This is a genomic window from Gordonibacter pamelaeae 7-10-1-b (assembly GCF_000210055.1).
Taxonomy (GTDB): domain Bacteria; phylum Actinomycetota; class Coriobacteriia; order Coriobacteriales; family Eggerthellaceae; genus Gordonibacter; species Gordonibacter pamelaeae.
This window is the reverse complement of record NC_021021.1, coordinates 3,547,245-3,562,425: the sequence shown is the minus strand read 5'-3', so window position 1 is coordinate 3,562,425 and position 15,181 is coordinate 3,547,245. Positions and strand designations below refer to the sequence as shown.

The 15,181-nt window shown below is 59.6% G+C and carries 14 protein-coding genes; 6 read left to right on the top strand and 8 right to left on the bottom strand.

From position 1 onward, the window contains the following. Positions 1 to 6 precede the first annotated feature (6 nt). The 4 genes from GPA_RS16335 to GPA_RS16320 all read left to right on the top strand — a co-directional run bounded on the left by GPA_RS16335 (position 7) and on the right by GPA_RS16320 (position 6,128). On the top strand, positions 7 to 3,189 hold the full coding sequence (locus GPA_RS16335; RefSeq protein WP_015540561.1) for a type III restriction-modification system endonuclease: 3,183 nt from the start codon (positions 7 to 9) through the stop codon (positions 3,187 to 3,189). A 9-nt stretch (positions 3,190 to 3,198) separates the two neighbouring features. Beyond that, complete coding sequence (locus GPA_RS16330; RefSeq protein WP_015540560.1) at positions 3,199 to 3,753, top strand: hypothetical protein; 555 nt, start codon at positions 3,199 to 3,201, stop codon at positions 3,751 to 3,753. Further along, a complete protein-coding gene (locus tag GPA_RS16325; RefSeq protein ID WP_156791096.1) occupies positions 3,731 to 4,333 on the top strand; it encodes a hypothetical protein in 603 nt (200 codons plus the stop codon). Before GPA_RS16330 ends, GPA_RS16325 begins: the two co-directional genes overlap by 23 nt. A 91-nt stretch (positions 4,334 to 4,424) precedes the next feature. Then, complete coding sequence (locus tag GPA_RS16320; protein WP_015540558.1) at positions 4,425 to 6,128, top strand: DUF262 domain-containing protein; 1,704 nt, start codon at positions 4,425 to 4,427, stop codon at positions 6,126 to 6,128. A 3-nt stretch (positions 6,129 to 6,131) separates the two neighbouring features. Here the strand turns inward: GPA_RS16320 and GPA_RS16315 are convergent, their stop codons facing one another. Genes GPA_RS16315 through GPA_RS16305 form a run of 3 tightly spaced genes read right to left on the bottom strand, consistent with a single transcriptional unit; the run spans position 6,132 to position 7,838 of the window. Further along, a complete protein-coding gene (locus tag GPA_RS16315) occupies positions 6,132 to 6,557 on the bottom strand; it encodes a plasmid mobilization protein (RefSeq protein WP_041239838.1) in 426 nt (141 codons plus the stop codon). 5 nt (positions 6,558 to 6,562) lie between these two features. After that, positions 6,563 to 7,633, bottom strand: a complete 1,071-nt coding sequence (locus tag GPA_RS16310) for a site-specific integrase (protein ID WP_015540556.1) — start codon at positions 7,631 to 7,633, stop codon at positions 6,563 to 6,565. A 1-nt stretch (position 7,634) separates the two neighbouring features. Next, the gene (locus GPA_RS16305; protein WP_002564174.1) at positions 7,635 to 7,838 is read right to left on the bottom strand and encodes a hypothetical protein; all 204 of its coding nucleotides are present in this window, start codon (positions 7,836 to 7,838) and stop codon (positions 7,635 to 7,637) included. Between the two features lie 140 nt (positions 7,839 to 7,978). Between GPA_RS16305 and GPA_RS16300 the strand changes: the two genes are divergently transcribed. Next, positions 7,979 to 8,392 carry a helix-turn-helix domain-containing protein gene (locus tag GPA_RS16300; protein ID WP_015540555.1) on the top strand — a complete coding sequence of 138 codons (414 nt, stop codon included), beginning with the start codon at positions 7,979 to 7,981 and terminating at the stop codon, positions 8,390 to 8,392. A 1,049-nt stretch (positions 8,393 to 9,441) separates the two neighbouring features. Here the strand turns inward: GPA_RS16300 and GPA_RS16295 are convergent. From GPA_RS16295 to GPA_RS16280, 4 genes are all read right to left on the bottom strand, one after another. Further along, the gene (locus GPA_RS16295; protein ID WP_041239837.1) at positions 9,442 to 10,284 is read right to left on the bottom strand and encodes a nucleotidyl transferase AbiEii/AbiGii toxin family protein; all 843 of its coding nucleotides are present in this window, start codon (positions 10,282 to 10,284) and stop codon (positions 9,442 to 9,444) included. After that, positions 10,281 to 10,847, bottom strand: a complete 567-nt coding sequence (locus GPA_RS16290) for a type IV toxin-antitoxin system AbiEi family antitoxin domain-containing protein (RefSeq protein ID WP_015540554.1) — start codon at positions 10,845 to 10,847, stop codon at positions 10,281 to 10,283. The genes GPA_RS16295 and GPA_RS16290 overlap by 4 nt, the downstream gene beginning before the upstream one ends. Before the next feature lie 493 nt (positions 10,848 to 11,340). Beyond that, positions 11,341 to 11,535, bottom strand: coding sequence for a type II toxin-antitoxin system RelB/DinJ family antitoxin (locus tag GPA_RS16285; RefSeq protein ID WP_041239835.1), 195 nt, complete (start codon positions 11,533 to 11,535; stop codon positions 11,341 to 11,343). Positions 11,536 to 11,676: 141 nt separating this feature from the next. Beyond that, positions 11,677 to 12,312, bottom strand: a complete 636-nt coding sequence (locus tag GPA_RS16280; RefSeq protein ID WP_041239834.1) for an NAD(P)-dependent oxidoreductase — start codon at positions 12,310 to 12,312, stop codon at positions 11,677 to 11,679. 128 nt (positions 12,313 to 12,440) lie between these two features. On the opposite strand from GPA_RS16280, the gene GPA_RS16275 reads away from it, so the two are divergent. Continuing rightward, positions 12,441 to 12,827, top strand: coding sequence for a winged helix-turn-helix transcriptional regulator (locus GPA_RS16275; protein ID WP_015540552.1), 387 nt, complete (start codon positions 12,441 to 12,443; stop codon positions 12,825 to 12,827). A 287-nt stretch (positions 12,828 to 13,114) separates the two neighbouring features. Here the strand turns inward: GPA_RS16275 and GPA_RS16270 are convergent, their stop codons facing one another. Then, positions 13,115 to 15,181 (bottom strand): DUF262 domain-containing protein, encoded by a 2,067-nt coding sequence (locus GPA_RS16270; protein WP_041239833.1) that lies wholly within the window; start codon positions 15,179 to 15,181, stop codon positions 13,115 to 13,117.

The window sequence follows — 15,181 nt, the reverse complement described above, 5'->3', positions numbered from 1 at the left end:
GTCGACATGAAGTTCAAGTTCAAAGTACAACAGTATCAAACCGACGCCGCAGACGCGGTGGCCTCGGTCTTCGAGGGGCAGCCCAACCAGGGTGCCTCCGTCTACCTGCGCGATCTGGGCCGCAAGCCCAAGCGCGCGCAGGGCGAGATCGACTTCGGCGACGAGAGCGCCGAGGGCTACGCCAACGCGCCCGTCGCGCTTTCGGGCGCCGACATACTGGCAAACGTGCGCGCGGTGCAGCGACGCAACCAGATCCCTGAGTCGGAGGAGCTTTTCTGCGGCATGGGGGCTTGCCAGCTGGACGTCGAGATGGAGACGGGCACCGGCAAGACCTACGTCTACACCAAGACGATGCTCGAGCTCAACCGCCTGTACGGCTGGTGCAAGTTCATCGTGGTGGTGCCGTCGGTCGCCATCCGCGAGGGCGTGGCCAAGAGCTTGGAGAACACCCAGGAGCACTTCTTCTCCCAATACCACAAGAGGATCAGGTTCTTCATATACGACTCGGACAACCTGACCGAGCTGGATTCGTACTCCCAATCGAGCGATGTCAACTGCATGGTCATCAACATGCAGGCGTTCAACGCGTCGATGAAGGAGGGCGCCAAGAACAAGGCGGCGCGCATCATCTTCGACGAGCGCGACGAGTTCAGCAGCCGCAGGCCCATCGACGTCATCGCTGCGAACCGCCCCATCGTCATCTGCGACGAGCCCCAAAAGATGGGAAAGAAGGGAGGCGCGACCCAGAAGGGCATCGCCCGCTTCAACCCTCTGTTCGTGCTGAACTATTCGGCAACTCACAAGGAGAAGCACGACCTGGTGTATGCCCTGGACGCCCTGGACGCCTACAACCAGAAACTCGTCAAGCGCATCGAGGTGAAGGGCTTCGCCCTCAAGAACATGCGCGGAACCGACGGCTACCTGTACCTGCGCGACATCGTGGTGTCCAAGAACCGCGCACCGGAGGCCGTTATCGAGTTCAAGTGCATGGGGTCTGGCGGCAAGGTGCGCAAGAGGACCGCGCGCTTCGGCGAGGGCGACAGCATCTACGACGCCAGCGGCTCGACGAAGCTCGAAGCGTACCGCGGCTACACCATCGCGAGCGGCAACGACGGCGTGGTCCCGCCCCAGGATGGACGTCCAGGCTACGTGCGCTTCCTGGACGGCTCTATCGGGGACGACGGGCGCATCTACATCGGCGAGGTCTACGGCGACTCCGCCGCCGACGACATGCAGCGCATACAGATACGCGAGACGATCCTGAGCCACCTGCAAAAGGAGGAGGCGCTGCTTCGCCGCGGCATCAAGTGCCTGAGCCTTTTCTTCATCGACCAGGTGGCGAAGTACCGCGATCTCTCCGGCAACGGAGAAACCGTGGGCTACGGAAAGATCTTCGAGGAGGAGTACGAGGCCATCGTCTCCGACAGAATGAAGCACCCGACCCAGGATGACATCCTTGACCCCTCGTACGCGCAGTACCTTGGGCGATTCGACGCGCGCTCGGTGCACTCCGGATACTTCTCGGTGGACAAGAAGGGCAATACCGTCGAATCGAAGGCCGAGAAGAAGGCGGAGCGCGAGGATGGCATCGGCATCAACGACGACGACGCGAAGCGCGCCTACGACCTGATCTTGCGCGATAAGGAGCGCCTGCTTTCGTTCGATGAACCCGTACGCTTCATTTTCAGCCACTCAGCGCTGCGCGAGGGCTGGGACAACCCGAACATCTTCCAGATCTGCACGCTCAAGGAATCGGGCTCCGAGACGAGCAAGCGCCAGGAAGTCGGCCGCGGCATGCGCCTGGCTGTCGACCAGGACGGCAACCGTCAGGACGCCGCCCTGCTGGGACCCGGCGAGGTGCATCGCGTGAACTTGCTCACCGTGATAGCGTCGGAGAGCTACGAGACGTTTGTGAAGGATCTGCAGACCGACATAAGCAAGAGCCTGCGCGAGCGCCCGAAGAAGGTGGAGATGAACCTGTTCAGCGGGCGCGACTTCGTGCTCGACGGCGAGACGGTCTCCTTCACCGAGGAGGAGTCGAAGCGCGTATACAAAGCCCTCTACAAGTGCGACCTCATCGATGACGACGACAAGCCGACCGCTGAGTTCCGCAAGGCAGTGGAGGATGGCACCTTCGTGGAGTACTTCGTCGCGAAGCTGCCCGAGGAAATCGCCGACGTTGCCCACGCCAAGGCTGTCGAAGCGCTGGTGAGAAGCGTCTACGACACGCACGCGCTCGACGGCATGATCGGGCGCGCCCAGGAGAAGATTTCCGAGAACACGCTGACTGACAACTTCGCCAAGCGCGAGTTCAAGGAGCTGTGGGCGCGCATCAACCGCAAGCACGCCTACACGGTCAGCTTCTCGGACGACGAGCTGAGACGCAAGTCGATAGAGCGCATCAACAGCGACCTGCGCGTGAGCAAGCTGCAGTACACCCTGACGGTCGGCGGGCAAAAGTCACAGGCAACGCGCGACGAGGTGCAGGGCGGCTCGTCGTTCGGCCGCACGCAGACCGAGACCCGCGACGTCGACGCTGGCACCGCGTCCGTGAACGTAACCTACGACCTCGTGGGCGAGGTGGCGCAGGCCGCTGCCATCACGCGCAGGAGCGCCGCGACGATTCTCGCCGGCATCGACCCCAACGTGTTCGAGCTCTACCGCGTGAACCCCGAGGAGTTCATCAAGAAGGCCGCTGCGCTCATCGTGTCGGAGAAAGCGACGATGGTCGTTGAACACATCAGTTACCACGAGATCGACGACGTCTATGATGAGGCAATCTTCACCGGGCGCATGCCTGACAACGCGAGCAAGGCATATGAGGCGAAGAAGAACATCCAGCGCTTCGTGTTCCCTGACTCGGATGGAGAGCGCAGGTTCGCCGAGGACATGGATGCCGCCGCTGAGGTAGCGGTCTACGCCAAGCTGCCTCGAACGTTCCAGATCCCCACACCGGTGGGCAACTACGCCCCCGACTGGGCAATTGCTTTCAAAGAAGGCAGCGTGCGCCATGTGTTCTTCGTCGCCGAGACCAAGGGCACCATGGACACGCTGGAGCTCTCCGGAGTGGAAAACGCCAAGATCGCTTGCGCGAAGAAGCTCTTCAACGAGATGAGCACCAGCGACGTGCGCTACCACAACGTGGCAACGTACGAGGACCTGCTCGAGGTGATGGGCAGGATGAGCTAGGCAACGCTTATGAGTCATAAGGAGAACCAGGAAAAGGCAGAACTTTCCATTTATGAGCAATCGCTGAAAGCCGCGAGGGCAAAAGGCGGAGAGGCGAGAAGGAACGTCGCCCGACTGTCGGGCGACGCCCGCCCATTCGATAGGCCCGATATTCTCATCACGGCCGAAGGCGGAAATAGAATAATTGGTATAGAGCACTTCCGAGTTGACCACCATATCGGGAGAGGCAAGAAGGTTGAATCCAAGTCCGCGAGGTTCTCTTCGGATGCGGAGCGGTTTCGAAAGCAACACGAGGATGCAGCTCGCAGGGGCGCTCTGGCAGAAGAGGCTTATCGAGGGTTCGGCGATTTGATCAGCCGGGCGATACGGGAGCAATCGAACGCCTGTGTTGACGACATCAGGACTTCGCTCGACGCGGGACTGTTCGGCAAAGACGGTCGCGGGCATGCGTTCAAGCTCGATGCGTATCGCGAGAACATAACGCAGATTGACGCCAATGCCGATATCCGCCTAAGGATTCCTGATCGAGATCCATACGGATTTGCGCCAATGGTTCCTCAATGATGGCTTTAAGGAGACTAAGGTATCTCCAGGTCAGTTCCCAATAAGTTGCGAAGCCTATGAGCTTCTCAAGAAGGCATCGGCTCAAGTTGACTGGATCTTGCTTGCGTTTTGCCCGCTTTACGGCGATGAGGTAAGAGACGCTGCGATTATCAGATGCTGCAACGGCATGTTCGAAACGAGCGCCGCTCGACAAGGCATTGTCCAGACACCATATTTAGGCCTTGGAAAAGAGACGCCTTTCGGAAGGCAGGATAGACAAGGAGAGGTTGAGTTCGGCGTCGGAAGCGACGGTGTTGACTATCTGGTCGAAAACACGTCCGAGCAGATGGACGCCATCGAGTTGTTCAACAACGCGATAAGCGGAGCCGCCGAAGCGCTCAATCTGGCGCGGAGGGGAAAACCCTTTGCCGCGACGACATCCGTTCAGCTTGCCTACGACATAGCAAAAGACTCCTTGAAGCACAAAAACGGGAATGTTGGGCCGCAGGATGTCCTTAAGTCGATTGGCGGAATGGATCCATCAGAGAAGACCGCGCGGATGCAGAATTGGAGAAAGCGCTGGCCCGCCGATAGCGTATAGCTCGGCCTTCGATTGAAGTGGACGAAACGCCCTGCGCGCAAACGATTTGATAGGAATGCAATAACCGCAAGGGACAGGTAGGTCTTTAGGAATGGATGCAGGAAAAGCAACGATAAGCGGCGTGTTCAACGGATCGCGCCTGCTCGAAATACCCTTCTACCAAAGGGCGTACGTCTGGGGAGAAGAGCAGTGGGAGCGCTTCCTTGGCGATATGGAGTTTGTCACGGCCTCGAAGCGGCCCTACTTCCTGGGCTCCATCATCCTGAAGCAGGAGTCTTCCGGCTACACCTGGTCCGAAGTGTCGGAGGTTCGCACCGTCATCGATGGCCAGCAGCGCCTCACGACCATGGTCATCTTCTTCAAGGCGCTTTGCGCGAAAATCGACGCCAACAGGCTGTTCGAGCGAGATTTCGTTCTAGAGACTGGCGAAGTCGCCTTGAGGCACGGCAAATATGACCGGCAGGATTTCGAGAAGGTCGTCAATGCAACGGGCAGCGAGCCCGTCGAGGGTTCCTCGGCCATCATCGGCGCCTACAACTACTTCCTCAAGAACATCGACCCGGAAAAGGTCGACAGGAACACGATCAAGTCGAACGTTCAGTTCGTCTGCATCGACCTAACCGAGGGCGAGGACGAGCAGCAGATATTCGACACCATCAACTCGCTCGGCGTGCGCTTGACCACGGCAGAGCTCCTGAAGAACTACTTCTTCAACCGCGAGAACGAGCAGGCGTTCAAGGATAGCTGGGAAGACGTCTTCGAGCCGACGGCAGAGAAGAAGAGCTTTTGGGACCAGGAGGTCGTCACCGGCCGCATCAAGCGAACGCTTATCGACCTCTTCTTCGACGCGTTCCTGCAGATCATGGTGCAAGATAAGGCGCGCTGCGTGACCGCCGAGGACAAGCTCTACTACTCGCGCACCTCGAATCTCTTCCAGTCCTACAAGGATTTCATCAGCAGGTACTGCGACGGGGGCAAAGACGAGGTCCTGAATGCAATGAACGCCTATGCCGCAGTGTTCGAGTCGACGTTCGACCCCACCTGCTGCGATAGGAACGTCCCGCCCGCACCGTCGACCGAGCGCATGAACGTGCTGATATTCGGCCTTAAGAACTCGACGCTCATCCCATACGTGCTGTACGTCCGAAAGAGCGTGGAAACGCCAGATGAGCAGGCGAAGGTCTTCGCCACGCTCGAGAGCTACATCGTCCGCCGCATGCTGGTTCGGGCGACCACCAAGAACTACAACAGGCTGTTCACCTCGCTGATCCTAAACGAGGTGAAGGACGCTGAGGCCCTGAGGAAGGCTCTTGAAGCCAATGATGAGGCGACGACCTACATGCCCGGCGATGCTGAGGTTCGCTCGGCGTTCGAGGAATCGTGCCTGTACAACCTCCAGTCCAAGGGCGTCCTCTATCTGTTGGAAAGCGCCATACGCCCGGGCATGAGCAGCACGGCCCTGCTCGGGTTCAACCAGTACACCCTCGAGCACATGATGCCCAAGAAGTGGCGCAACAAATGGGGAGCCCTCGACGAGGAGGCCGCGACGCGAAGGGACAGGAAGCTCCTCACGCTCGGCAATCTGGCCATCATCACGCATTCGCTCAACGCCTCTATCCGCGACGCCGATTGGACCACCAAGAAGCAGGGAAAGGGGTACAAGGACGGCCTTGCCCTCTGCGCCGCCGGCCTTGCGACGATGGCCGGCGCCTTGGAGAAAGAATCTTGGGGCGAGGACGACATCGCCGATCGCGCCGAATGGCTTGCGAACAAGGCGTTGGAGGTCTGGCGATAGGCCCTACCTGCGTCCCATCTCGAAGATGCTTGCGGTGTCGGAGCCTGCGTCCATGACGGTTGCCGTCGGCTCCTTCAAGGGTGCGGCATGTTGTGATGCCTCAACCGCCGGCACGTCAACAGACTCGCCGAGCGCCAGGAAGAACCTCATCACGAGCTCGACCCTCTGCTGCAGGGACTCGCTCAGCTCGCCGTAGGAGGCCGCCAGACGGACCTCCTTGGTCAACTCTGCCATCGAGTCCTTGAGCGCCTTCTGCACGCCCACGGAGGGCTTCACGACCACCTGCGTGTCGGTGAGCTTGGCGATGATGTAGTCCTGTCGGCTCATGCCGCTCCAGGCGGCCATGTCGCATATCAGCTTGCGCTCCTCGGGCGTGCAGCGGAACGCCATCGTCTTGCTGCGCCTGCGGGCGCTGTTATCGCACGGCATCCTTCTTACCCCCTCGCCCCGTCGAGCGCGGCTGCCATCTCGTCCTGCTTCGTGGGGAACAGGTGCGCGTAGCGGTAGGTGATGTCCACCGCCTCGTGGCCCATGCGCTCGGCGATTGCCAGCGCGGAGAAGCCCATCTCGATCAGCAGGCTCACATGGCTGTGGCGTATGTCGTGCACGCGGATGCGCTTCACGCCCGACGCCTTGCACCCGCGCTCCATCTCGTGTGCCAGGAAGTGCTTGGTCACGGCGAACAGGCGCTCGTCGGGGGCGACGTCGTCGCGCATCTCGATGAAGTCCGCCATCTCGTCGCGAAGGAAGGCGGGCATGACGATCGTTCGCACGGACTTGGGCGTCTTGGGGTCGGTCACGGTGTCCACGCCGCGGAGGCTCTGGTACGACTTGTTGATGCGCAGCCGCGAGCTATCCAGCATGAAGTCGGACGGCGTGAGCGCCAGGAGCTCGCCGCAGCGGATGCCCGTCCAGTACAGCAGCTCGAAGGCGTGGAACGACAGCGGCTTGTCCATGACTGCCTCGCTGAACCTCAGGTACTCGTCCTTGGTCCAGAACTGCATCTCGCCGCCCTTTTTCGAGCCTATCTTGTCGACCCTGCGCACCGGGTTGTCGGTGAGGCCGTAGTAGCGCTCGGCGTGGTTGAAGATGGCGTTGAGCTGGTTGTTTACCGTGCGCAGGTACGTCGGCGCCCAGGGCTTCCCGTCGGCGTCCCGGTGCTCGGTGAGCTCGTTTTGCCACCTGATGACGTCTATCGGCCTCACGTCGCACATGCGCATGTCCCCGAAGAACGGCACGAGCTTGTCGCTGATGATGTACTCCTTGGTGATCCACGTGTGCTCGCGTATGCGCGGCTTCACCTCTGAGGCGTACACCTCGACGAACTCGGAGAACGTCATGTCCATGGCCCCGCCGTTAAGGCTCTTGAACTGGCTCTCCCACACTGCGGCCTCAACCTCCGTCGAGAAGCCGCGCTTCGTCTTGTGGCGCTTCGAGCCGCGGGCGTCGCGGTAGTAGCATTGCACGTAGTACGTTCCGTTGCTCTCATCTTGATATACGGGCATCTCAGTCCACCTCCGGGAAGTACAGGGCGTCGAAGACGTCGCTTCGGACGCGCCCGCGGATCACCACGCGCCCTCGCGCCTCCTGCTCGGCGTTTATCTTCCTGATCACCTCGTAGGCGCTGCCTTTCTTGATTCTCAGTAGCTCCGCGACCTCGTCGACGTCCAGCATGTGCGGCCTCGGCGTCTTCGCCACCTTCTCGTCCATGGATCCTCCTATCAATAGCGTACGGATACGTACGTTTTACAGATTCAGAGTAAACGTACGAATCCGTACTGTCAATAGAATTGCGTACATTTGCGTACGCTGGTAAGATGTGCGGGTACGTATTTCGAGGAGGAGGGCGCATGTCCGTAGGCGAGAACATAAGGCGGTACCGCAAGTCGCGCGGCATGACGCAGGCGCAGCTCGCCGAGGCGGTCGGTCTGACCGAGGGGGCCGTGCGCCACTACGAGAGCGGCATCCGCACCGTGAAGCCCGAGCTGCTCGAGTCCATCGCCGATACGCTCGGCGTTTCCGTCAACGCCCTCAAGGACTACGGCGTCGAGACCGCGGGCGACCTCATGTCGCTTCTCGTGCGGCTCGAGGACTCCTTCGGCATCGCGCCCGCATCCGACGGATCGGGGCTCACCTTGAACCCCAACGCTCCGCACGCGCCCAAAGCTGCGATGGCGATCGAGCTGTGGGCGGAGAAGCGCGCGCAGCTCGAGGACGGCGAGATCGGCGCCCGGGAATACGAGGACTGGAAAGCCTCGCTATAGCAACCCGCCACATATCGCAACCAATGAAACCGAATCAGGACGCCAAGCTAGGCGGCGAGCGCCGCGCATTCCTGCGTCTGCTGAGTTTTTACTCCCCATTGCATACGCGAACATTTTCAGCGTGCCCCGGGAGTAAATGCTGCGGTGGCTTACACGGCATCACATGGCGGTACGCCGCGGCATTTCCCCTGGTTACTCCCGTTTTCCCTGAGATGGCAAGATTCTTTACTCCCCATCAACCACCTGGGGTAACGCCGTGCGGAGGCTGCCGAAAAGCCTACTGAGTTCGATTTGAGTTTCACGGGCCCCGAAACAGCCTTTTTTCGCCCTCGGGGACAAAAACAGCGCGTCCATTCACTTGGGATGAATCCTTACTCCCATTCCTCCGAATACCGCCCCGTACCTTGTTGTCTTGAAACACGGGGAGTAAATGGCGAAATCGCAGGTGAAAGGGAGTAAAACGGCAAAGAAAAAGCCTCCGTTCCAACACGGGGACGGAGGCTCGATTACCGTATTTACTCACCAATGTCGCTGGCGGCTATGCCGTGACTCTCGTACGAAACGAAACTCAGCGGCATAGTGCGGCACTAAAAAGTGCAGGTCAAAGCCCTATCGGCTTACTCCCACTCTATAGTCGAAAACTCTCTCCAGTTTGTTCCGGTTCGCTATAGTTTGTTCCTGTTTGTCCTAATGTGGTTCAGTCTCAAAAATGCCCGCGAATCCATGGGGTCAAATTTGGGTCACGGTTTTCGGGGCGGAGTAGGGTGCTTTGGTGGGTCACGGTGGGTCACGACAAGCTGCGAGCAACAGCCAATGGCAACATGGACGCCATATGCCAAAGGTGGGAAAGGCAGAGAAGCTCTGCAACCCCCCCTAGCTTCTACGATGGCTCCTAGATCTTCGAGCTACGCTGCCCTATCAGAAGCTCCGGGCAGTCAATGCCCGCTGCCTCAAAAGCGATCCCCAGCGTCTCGGTCCTCAGCGAAGTTGAGCTTCCGGGATTGAGGCGGATCCGCTCTACCAGGCGGCAGAATCCCATGCACGGCCATTTAGGCGATGCTTGCCATGATCCAACGAGCCGTCTCGCAACACTCCTGGAGGGTAATTCCGGTGACGTACGGGTTCCTCTTCTCGTACTTGGCCCAAAGCGCCAGCATCTGCGCGTCTTGCCCCACCTCGCCGAGGACATGAGCCCAATGCGCCATCCTTTCGGCGCTGCCCCTTTTCTCGCATGTTGCCGAGACGGCGTCCTTGAGGGTGGCTGGATCGCATCCCTCACCCCGGAGCTTCCAAAGCACGTGGATGTCGTAGAAGTCACGGGGGCGGGTGTTGGCCACTCCGCGCGAGACGACGGTCTCCAGCTTCTCGGCGAGCACCGTTTCCAAGGTGTATGCCATGAGGCTTATGGAGCCCTCGTCGAAGAGCAGCGGGTACCTGTACTCGATGGGTGCCGGCGTGATCTTGTCGCCCGTGGTCACGTCGATGGTCAGGGGCACTGCCATCGGAGGGTACAGAGCCTTCAAATGCACACGGATGCCAGGGTAGTCGTCGGTTTCGCGGATGTCCTCGGTGCGGTCGAACTCGAAGGTCCAGTCGTCATCGGATGCGAGCTCGGCGATCTGTCGGAAGACCGATTCCGCGGACTCGTGGGTGAGGTCGAACCCCCGCACGGTCGTATCGAGGTCCATGGTCGTGCGCGAGGCAACGCCGACGAGGGAGGAGATGAGCATGCCGCCTTTCACCACAACGTTCGGTTGCCACTTCGACTTCGAAAGCCTCTCGAGGAGCCTCTCCATCAGGTAGTTCTGCATGAGAGCCTGCGCCGGAATCCCGGCTTCCTTGGCCTTGTTGCTGATGCGCGCCTTGAGCTGCATCGCGTTCTTCGTCCTCACAGGAGCACCTCCAGATAGTTCCTGATCTTCGCCTCGACCCCGAGCCTGCGGGCATAGCCCAGGAGTTTCACGGGGTCGCGCTCCCTGCTCGCCGCGTACTTCTGCATCGCCGGGGCGACGACCTGCGAGTCGACGGCCCTCTGGCCCCGCACGATGTCGCAGAGCGTCCTCTCGACGTCGTAGGCGCGGACGGCGTTCCCGTATTGGGTCGCCACCCGGCACGCCCCCAGATCGAGCACGTCGTCGGCGCATGTGCGGCAGGTGATGCCGGCGCCCTTGGCGGCCTTTGTGTTGAAGGACCTCGGGAAGGTCATGGTCAGCGAGAACGGCGCGCGGTCGGTCATGCCGTGCAGGTACAGCGCCGTCTCATCCGAGAACGTGCCCTTGGAGAAGCGGTGCTGCGCTATGAGCAGCGGGTCCTCCCAGGTGTCGGGCAGCGCGTACAGCCCGCGGTCGACCTGGACCAGCTCGCCGGAAGCGACGGCGGCGGCCAGGAGCCTCCTTGGAATGCCTTCGGCGGTCGCCTGGGCGGAGGAGACGTAGCCGTTTGCGTTCCTCGCCATTTCCAATATCCCCATCATCGCCCGTCCCTCCCAACTGTACAGATCTGCTGAATATTCTCTCACATTCAGCAGATCTGTACAACAGGGAGGCTCTTTGCGCGCGTATCGCATGAGGCGAGGCGCAGGGCGGAGAACGGACTTCGCGAGCCCAAGGCAGGCTCTCGGTGCCGCCCTCACGATATTCCCCTCCCTTGACGCCTTGCGCCGTGCCGGCGCGATCTCCGCGCGCACGGCCTCCTTGCAGCCGATTGGCCCGCACGTCTTGCTGCGTGTTTCCTTTGCGGGCATCCGATGGGAGCTTCGCACGGGGGGGGGTGCTGGCGTTTCCCGCACATGGGGCCCATGCGGCGAGCCTCGGCTCCCTCCTGCACCGAAGGGGCCCATGCCCCCAAGCGTCGAGTTTTGCTTGTCGGAATGACGGGTTCTGCAAATAGCAGATGAGATCCCTGGATGGGCGTCCTCGCCCTGTTGGGAGGGAATGCGCCGGACTTCCTTACCCAGGCTTCTCGCCGCCGCGCTCGACGGCGGGCCTTGCGGTTACCTCGAAGGGTATCCTCTGTTCCCTCACGGCCTGCTTGAGGAACATGTTGATCGCCTGGGTCGTGCTTATGCCGAGCTCCGAGAAGAGCTTCGCCGCGTCGTCCCTCGTCTGCCTCCCCATGCGTACGGTGACGTTGGCCGTCTCCATCGGGGCCTCCTTGCGATTGCCCGCGCGGAGCACTCCCCCCCAGATGTCACAGCTCAGGCAACAAGACTGGTTGCCTCGGTACGCAACGGGAGGGTCGACGCGGCTGGCATCGACCCTCCCCGTTTCCCAGACGGCATGAAGCTACTTGCTCACAACCGAGATGCGCTGGGCGACGTGGTCACCGGACTCGATCTCATCGACCATGGCGATCGCATAGTCGGCGTACGAGAGCGTTGACTCGCCGCGGCCGTTGAGCGTGAACTCCTCGCCCGCCAGGATGTACTCGCCGGTGCGCTCGCCGTCGGCTTGGAAGTCGGCAGCAGGGGAAACGAAGGTCCACTTGAGGCCGTCCGTTTCGCGAAGGTGAGCAAGGACTTTGCCGGCCGCGGCGGACAGCGGCTTCCAGTCATCGGGGAAGTCCGGGCCCATGTCGACGGTGACCGTATGTTCGGGGTTGACGAACAGCGAGCCCGCGCCACCCACGACGAGCAGGCGCACATCGGTGCCAACCAGCACATCAGCCAAGTGGATGCCCGCGTCGGTGATAGCGGGGATGGTCTCGGGCGTCCAGCCGCCCACGGCGTCCACCACTGCGTCGAATCCTGCGAGGTCCTCTGTAGTGAGCTCGAGCGCGTCCTTGATGACGGAGTTCTGAGCGGCGGTCCTATTCTCGCCGCGTACGATGGCGGTCACGTCGAATCCGCGACGCACGGCCTCCTCGACGATGAGGCTGCCGGCCCTGCCGTTCGCTGCTACAACTGCGATCTTCTTGGTCATCATGCTTTCCTTTCGACTTGCGGCACTCGCCGCTGCTTTCTTTACAGCTCGTACGATACGCGTCAAAGGTATATAATGGAAAGAAGGCACATTAAAGTGCTGTAAGCACCAAAAGGAAACTAATGTAAATGACGTGCATGATTGCAGACGGAGGTTTCGCGAATATGACAGCACCGACTTTGGAGAACCTGCCTGCCTGCCCAGTGGAGACAACGCTTTTGCTCATCGGCAACAAGTGGCAGGTGCTCATCCTGCGCGAACTCTCGCTCAGAGGCACGATGCGCTTTAAGGAGCTGCAACGCTCGATCGGCAAGATTTCGCAGAAAGTTCTGACCAGCAACCTACGAACCATGGAGGAAACGGGGCTCGTTCATCGTGAGGCGTTCGCAGAGGTGCCCCCACGGGTGGAGTACTCGCTCACCGACCTGGGACAGACGCTCAGGCCCGTTCTCGACGCAATGAGGGTTTGGGGCGAGAACTACAAGGAGCAGCTCCGCGGCGGCGGGCTTCGATAAGTAGCTCCTACTGGTTACACGCCTACAGAAGCCCCTCCGTCTTATCGCCATCACGGGAAACTCTCCTTCTTGATCGCGCCGGTTTCGCAAAAAGGTACGCAGCTAAAAATAAGTGCCTACTCGCCTTTTGCATGCACTATCAAGTGAAATGCGTCATCGACGACCCCTCCATCAGAACGACTTCTATGGTGCGCCGACTGCCGTCTGCGTGTTCTGCCAAAAGGATTTCGCCTTCAACGCCAAGGGAGGGCAGGGTAGAGAAGCCTCTGCAAACCCTCTCCTTGTAGCTACGACGGATCCCCGATCTTCGACCTGTACAGCTCAATCAGAAGCTCCGAGCAATCAATGCCCGCTGCCTCGAAAACGATCTTTAGGGTTTCGATTTTCACGTAAGTTGAGCTTCCAGGATTGAAGTAGATTCCCTCGCCAACTTTGAAGCAATAGTCGCTTTCCTTACATGAGAAATACCTTCCCGGAAAGTCCGAGCCTTCGGGGACGAACTTATGGAAGACGACTGGATCAAGCTCGTAAACCATAGAAAGCACGCCGCAGATCATGTCAACCCAGGTCTTCGCCGTGAAGCGGGAGCCCATGAAGCTGTATGCAGCAATCTGTCTGCCGGTAAACGAGAAGTCATCGTCGAGGGCATGCTCCTCGTAGGCGCCGTTGCTCCACTCGAAGTCGGACTCGATGGGTGGCCAAAGCTCAAGGAACTTCCTTTTTATGAGCTCGTTGCGAGCCTTCAGCTGCTCCTCACCCCAGGCCTCTTGCTGGCAGACGAAGCCGTTGATCCTGAAGCCAGACTGCTTGAAGCCGTTCTCCATGTCCCGCTTCTCGACAAAGCGCCTGTTGCTGTATTTGGAGTTGTATGCGGTAAGCGTCAGGTTTGCCATGCTGTTCAGCCACCTTGCGTGGATTTCTGCGAAGTCGTCGCCCAAATCCTGCTGCCAACTTGTCGAAAGCGTCTGGGGCATGATGTGCTCAACGCTGAAAGACTCATCGCGAAGGTTGTCGACGACGCTGACCCTTTCGAGGCTGTCTCCGTTTTCAAGACGATCGAAGAGGTAGTACTTGTAGCCTGCGATCCTGTAGAAGTCCCTCTCTTCGAACGCCTGCATGAACTCGGCGTCATCTGGGAAATGCCCGCTGCCCTCCTTGGAGAGGAGAACCTTGTTCAACACGTCAGGATACGAACCGCCGTCCTTGACGCCTCTCAGGACCTCGCTGTGCAGGGTCTCGAAGACCTTGTTGAGCGCATTGGTGGGAACCTTGCAGACCCAGCGCCTGAAAAGGTAGGTCTCGACGGATTCGAGCGCCTCGATCACCTGCTGGTCGCTGATCTCTCCACAGCGCCTGTACTCGAACAGATTCAGCGTGAACGGGTTCATGACGCTCATGTCCAGCAGAATAAGTCGCCTCAAAACCGCATCGAGCCTATGGTTTCCGGAATCGGCGGCGTTGATCGCCTTGTAATGCTTTGAGTACTTGAGAAGCTCCTCAAGCAGAACCTTCGTATCGAATGCCTCCGCTTTTACATAGTCCTTGAACACGGAATAGACCTTCTTGATTGCGGGGGTCTTCCTGCGGACGGCAGCAAGCCAATCGCGGGCGAAGGAGCTTACGTCGTAGCCGGTGTTCTTCTCGATCTCGTTCCAGTACTGCTCGTAGTATTCCTCCTGCATTTGGGCATCGAGGCCCATAAGGATGAAGTTGCGGATCTTGTCGCCCTCGTTGAGGTCGAGGCCTGTTGAGTTGAGGCTTTCGAAGATTCGCTGGGCGTCGTCTTCTTTGTCGAGCTTGATGTCGATGATCATCAGGCGCTCGATGGCTTCGCGCAGCTGGTCGGCTGTCAGCTTTGTCTTGTCGATTCGGCCGCAGAAATAGATGAAATTCTGGGTTACGTTGGAGTCCTGGATGAACTTCTCTGCGTCGGCGGAGTAAATCGCCTCAAAGGCGGCCTGGTCGTCCTTGATGAGCTTCAGCTTCAGCTTTCGCTCGGACTTATGCCATTTGTCGATGAGGTATTCCTCGTTGATCATGTCGGCCAAGTTGTCGTCTTCTGAGGCGATGGCGCCTTCCCTGAGCTTGCTCACAAGGGCAAGCAGGAGAAGATATGACGTGGTGATCCTTTGCTGGCCATCAATGACGATACGCGTGTCGGGGCCATCTGCCTTGGAGACGATGCTGCCGAAGAAATGGCTCTCCACGCCTTCGGAAACGACATCCTCAAGGTCGTCGAACAATTGCTTGCAGTTCTCGATCTTCCAGTCGTAGTTGCGCTGATAGACGGGGATAACAAATCGAGTTTTCGTGCCTTCGAGCAAGTTAAGAAGGTATCGTTCTTCGCCTTTCAA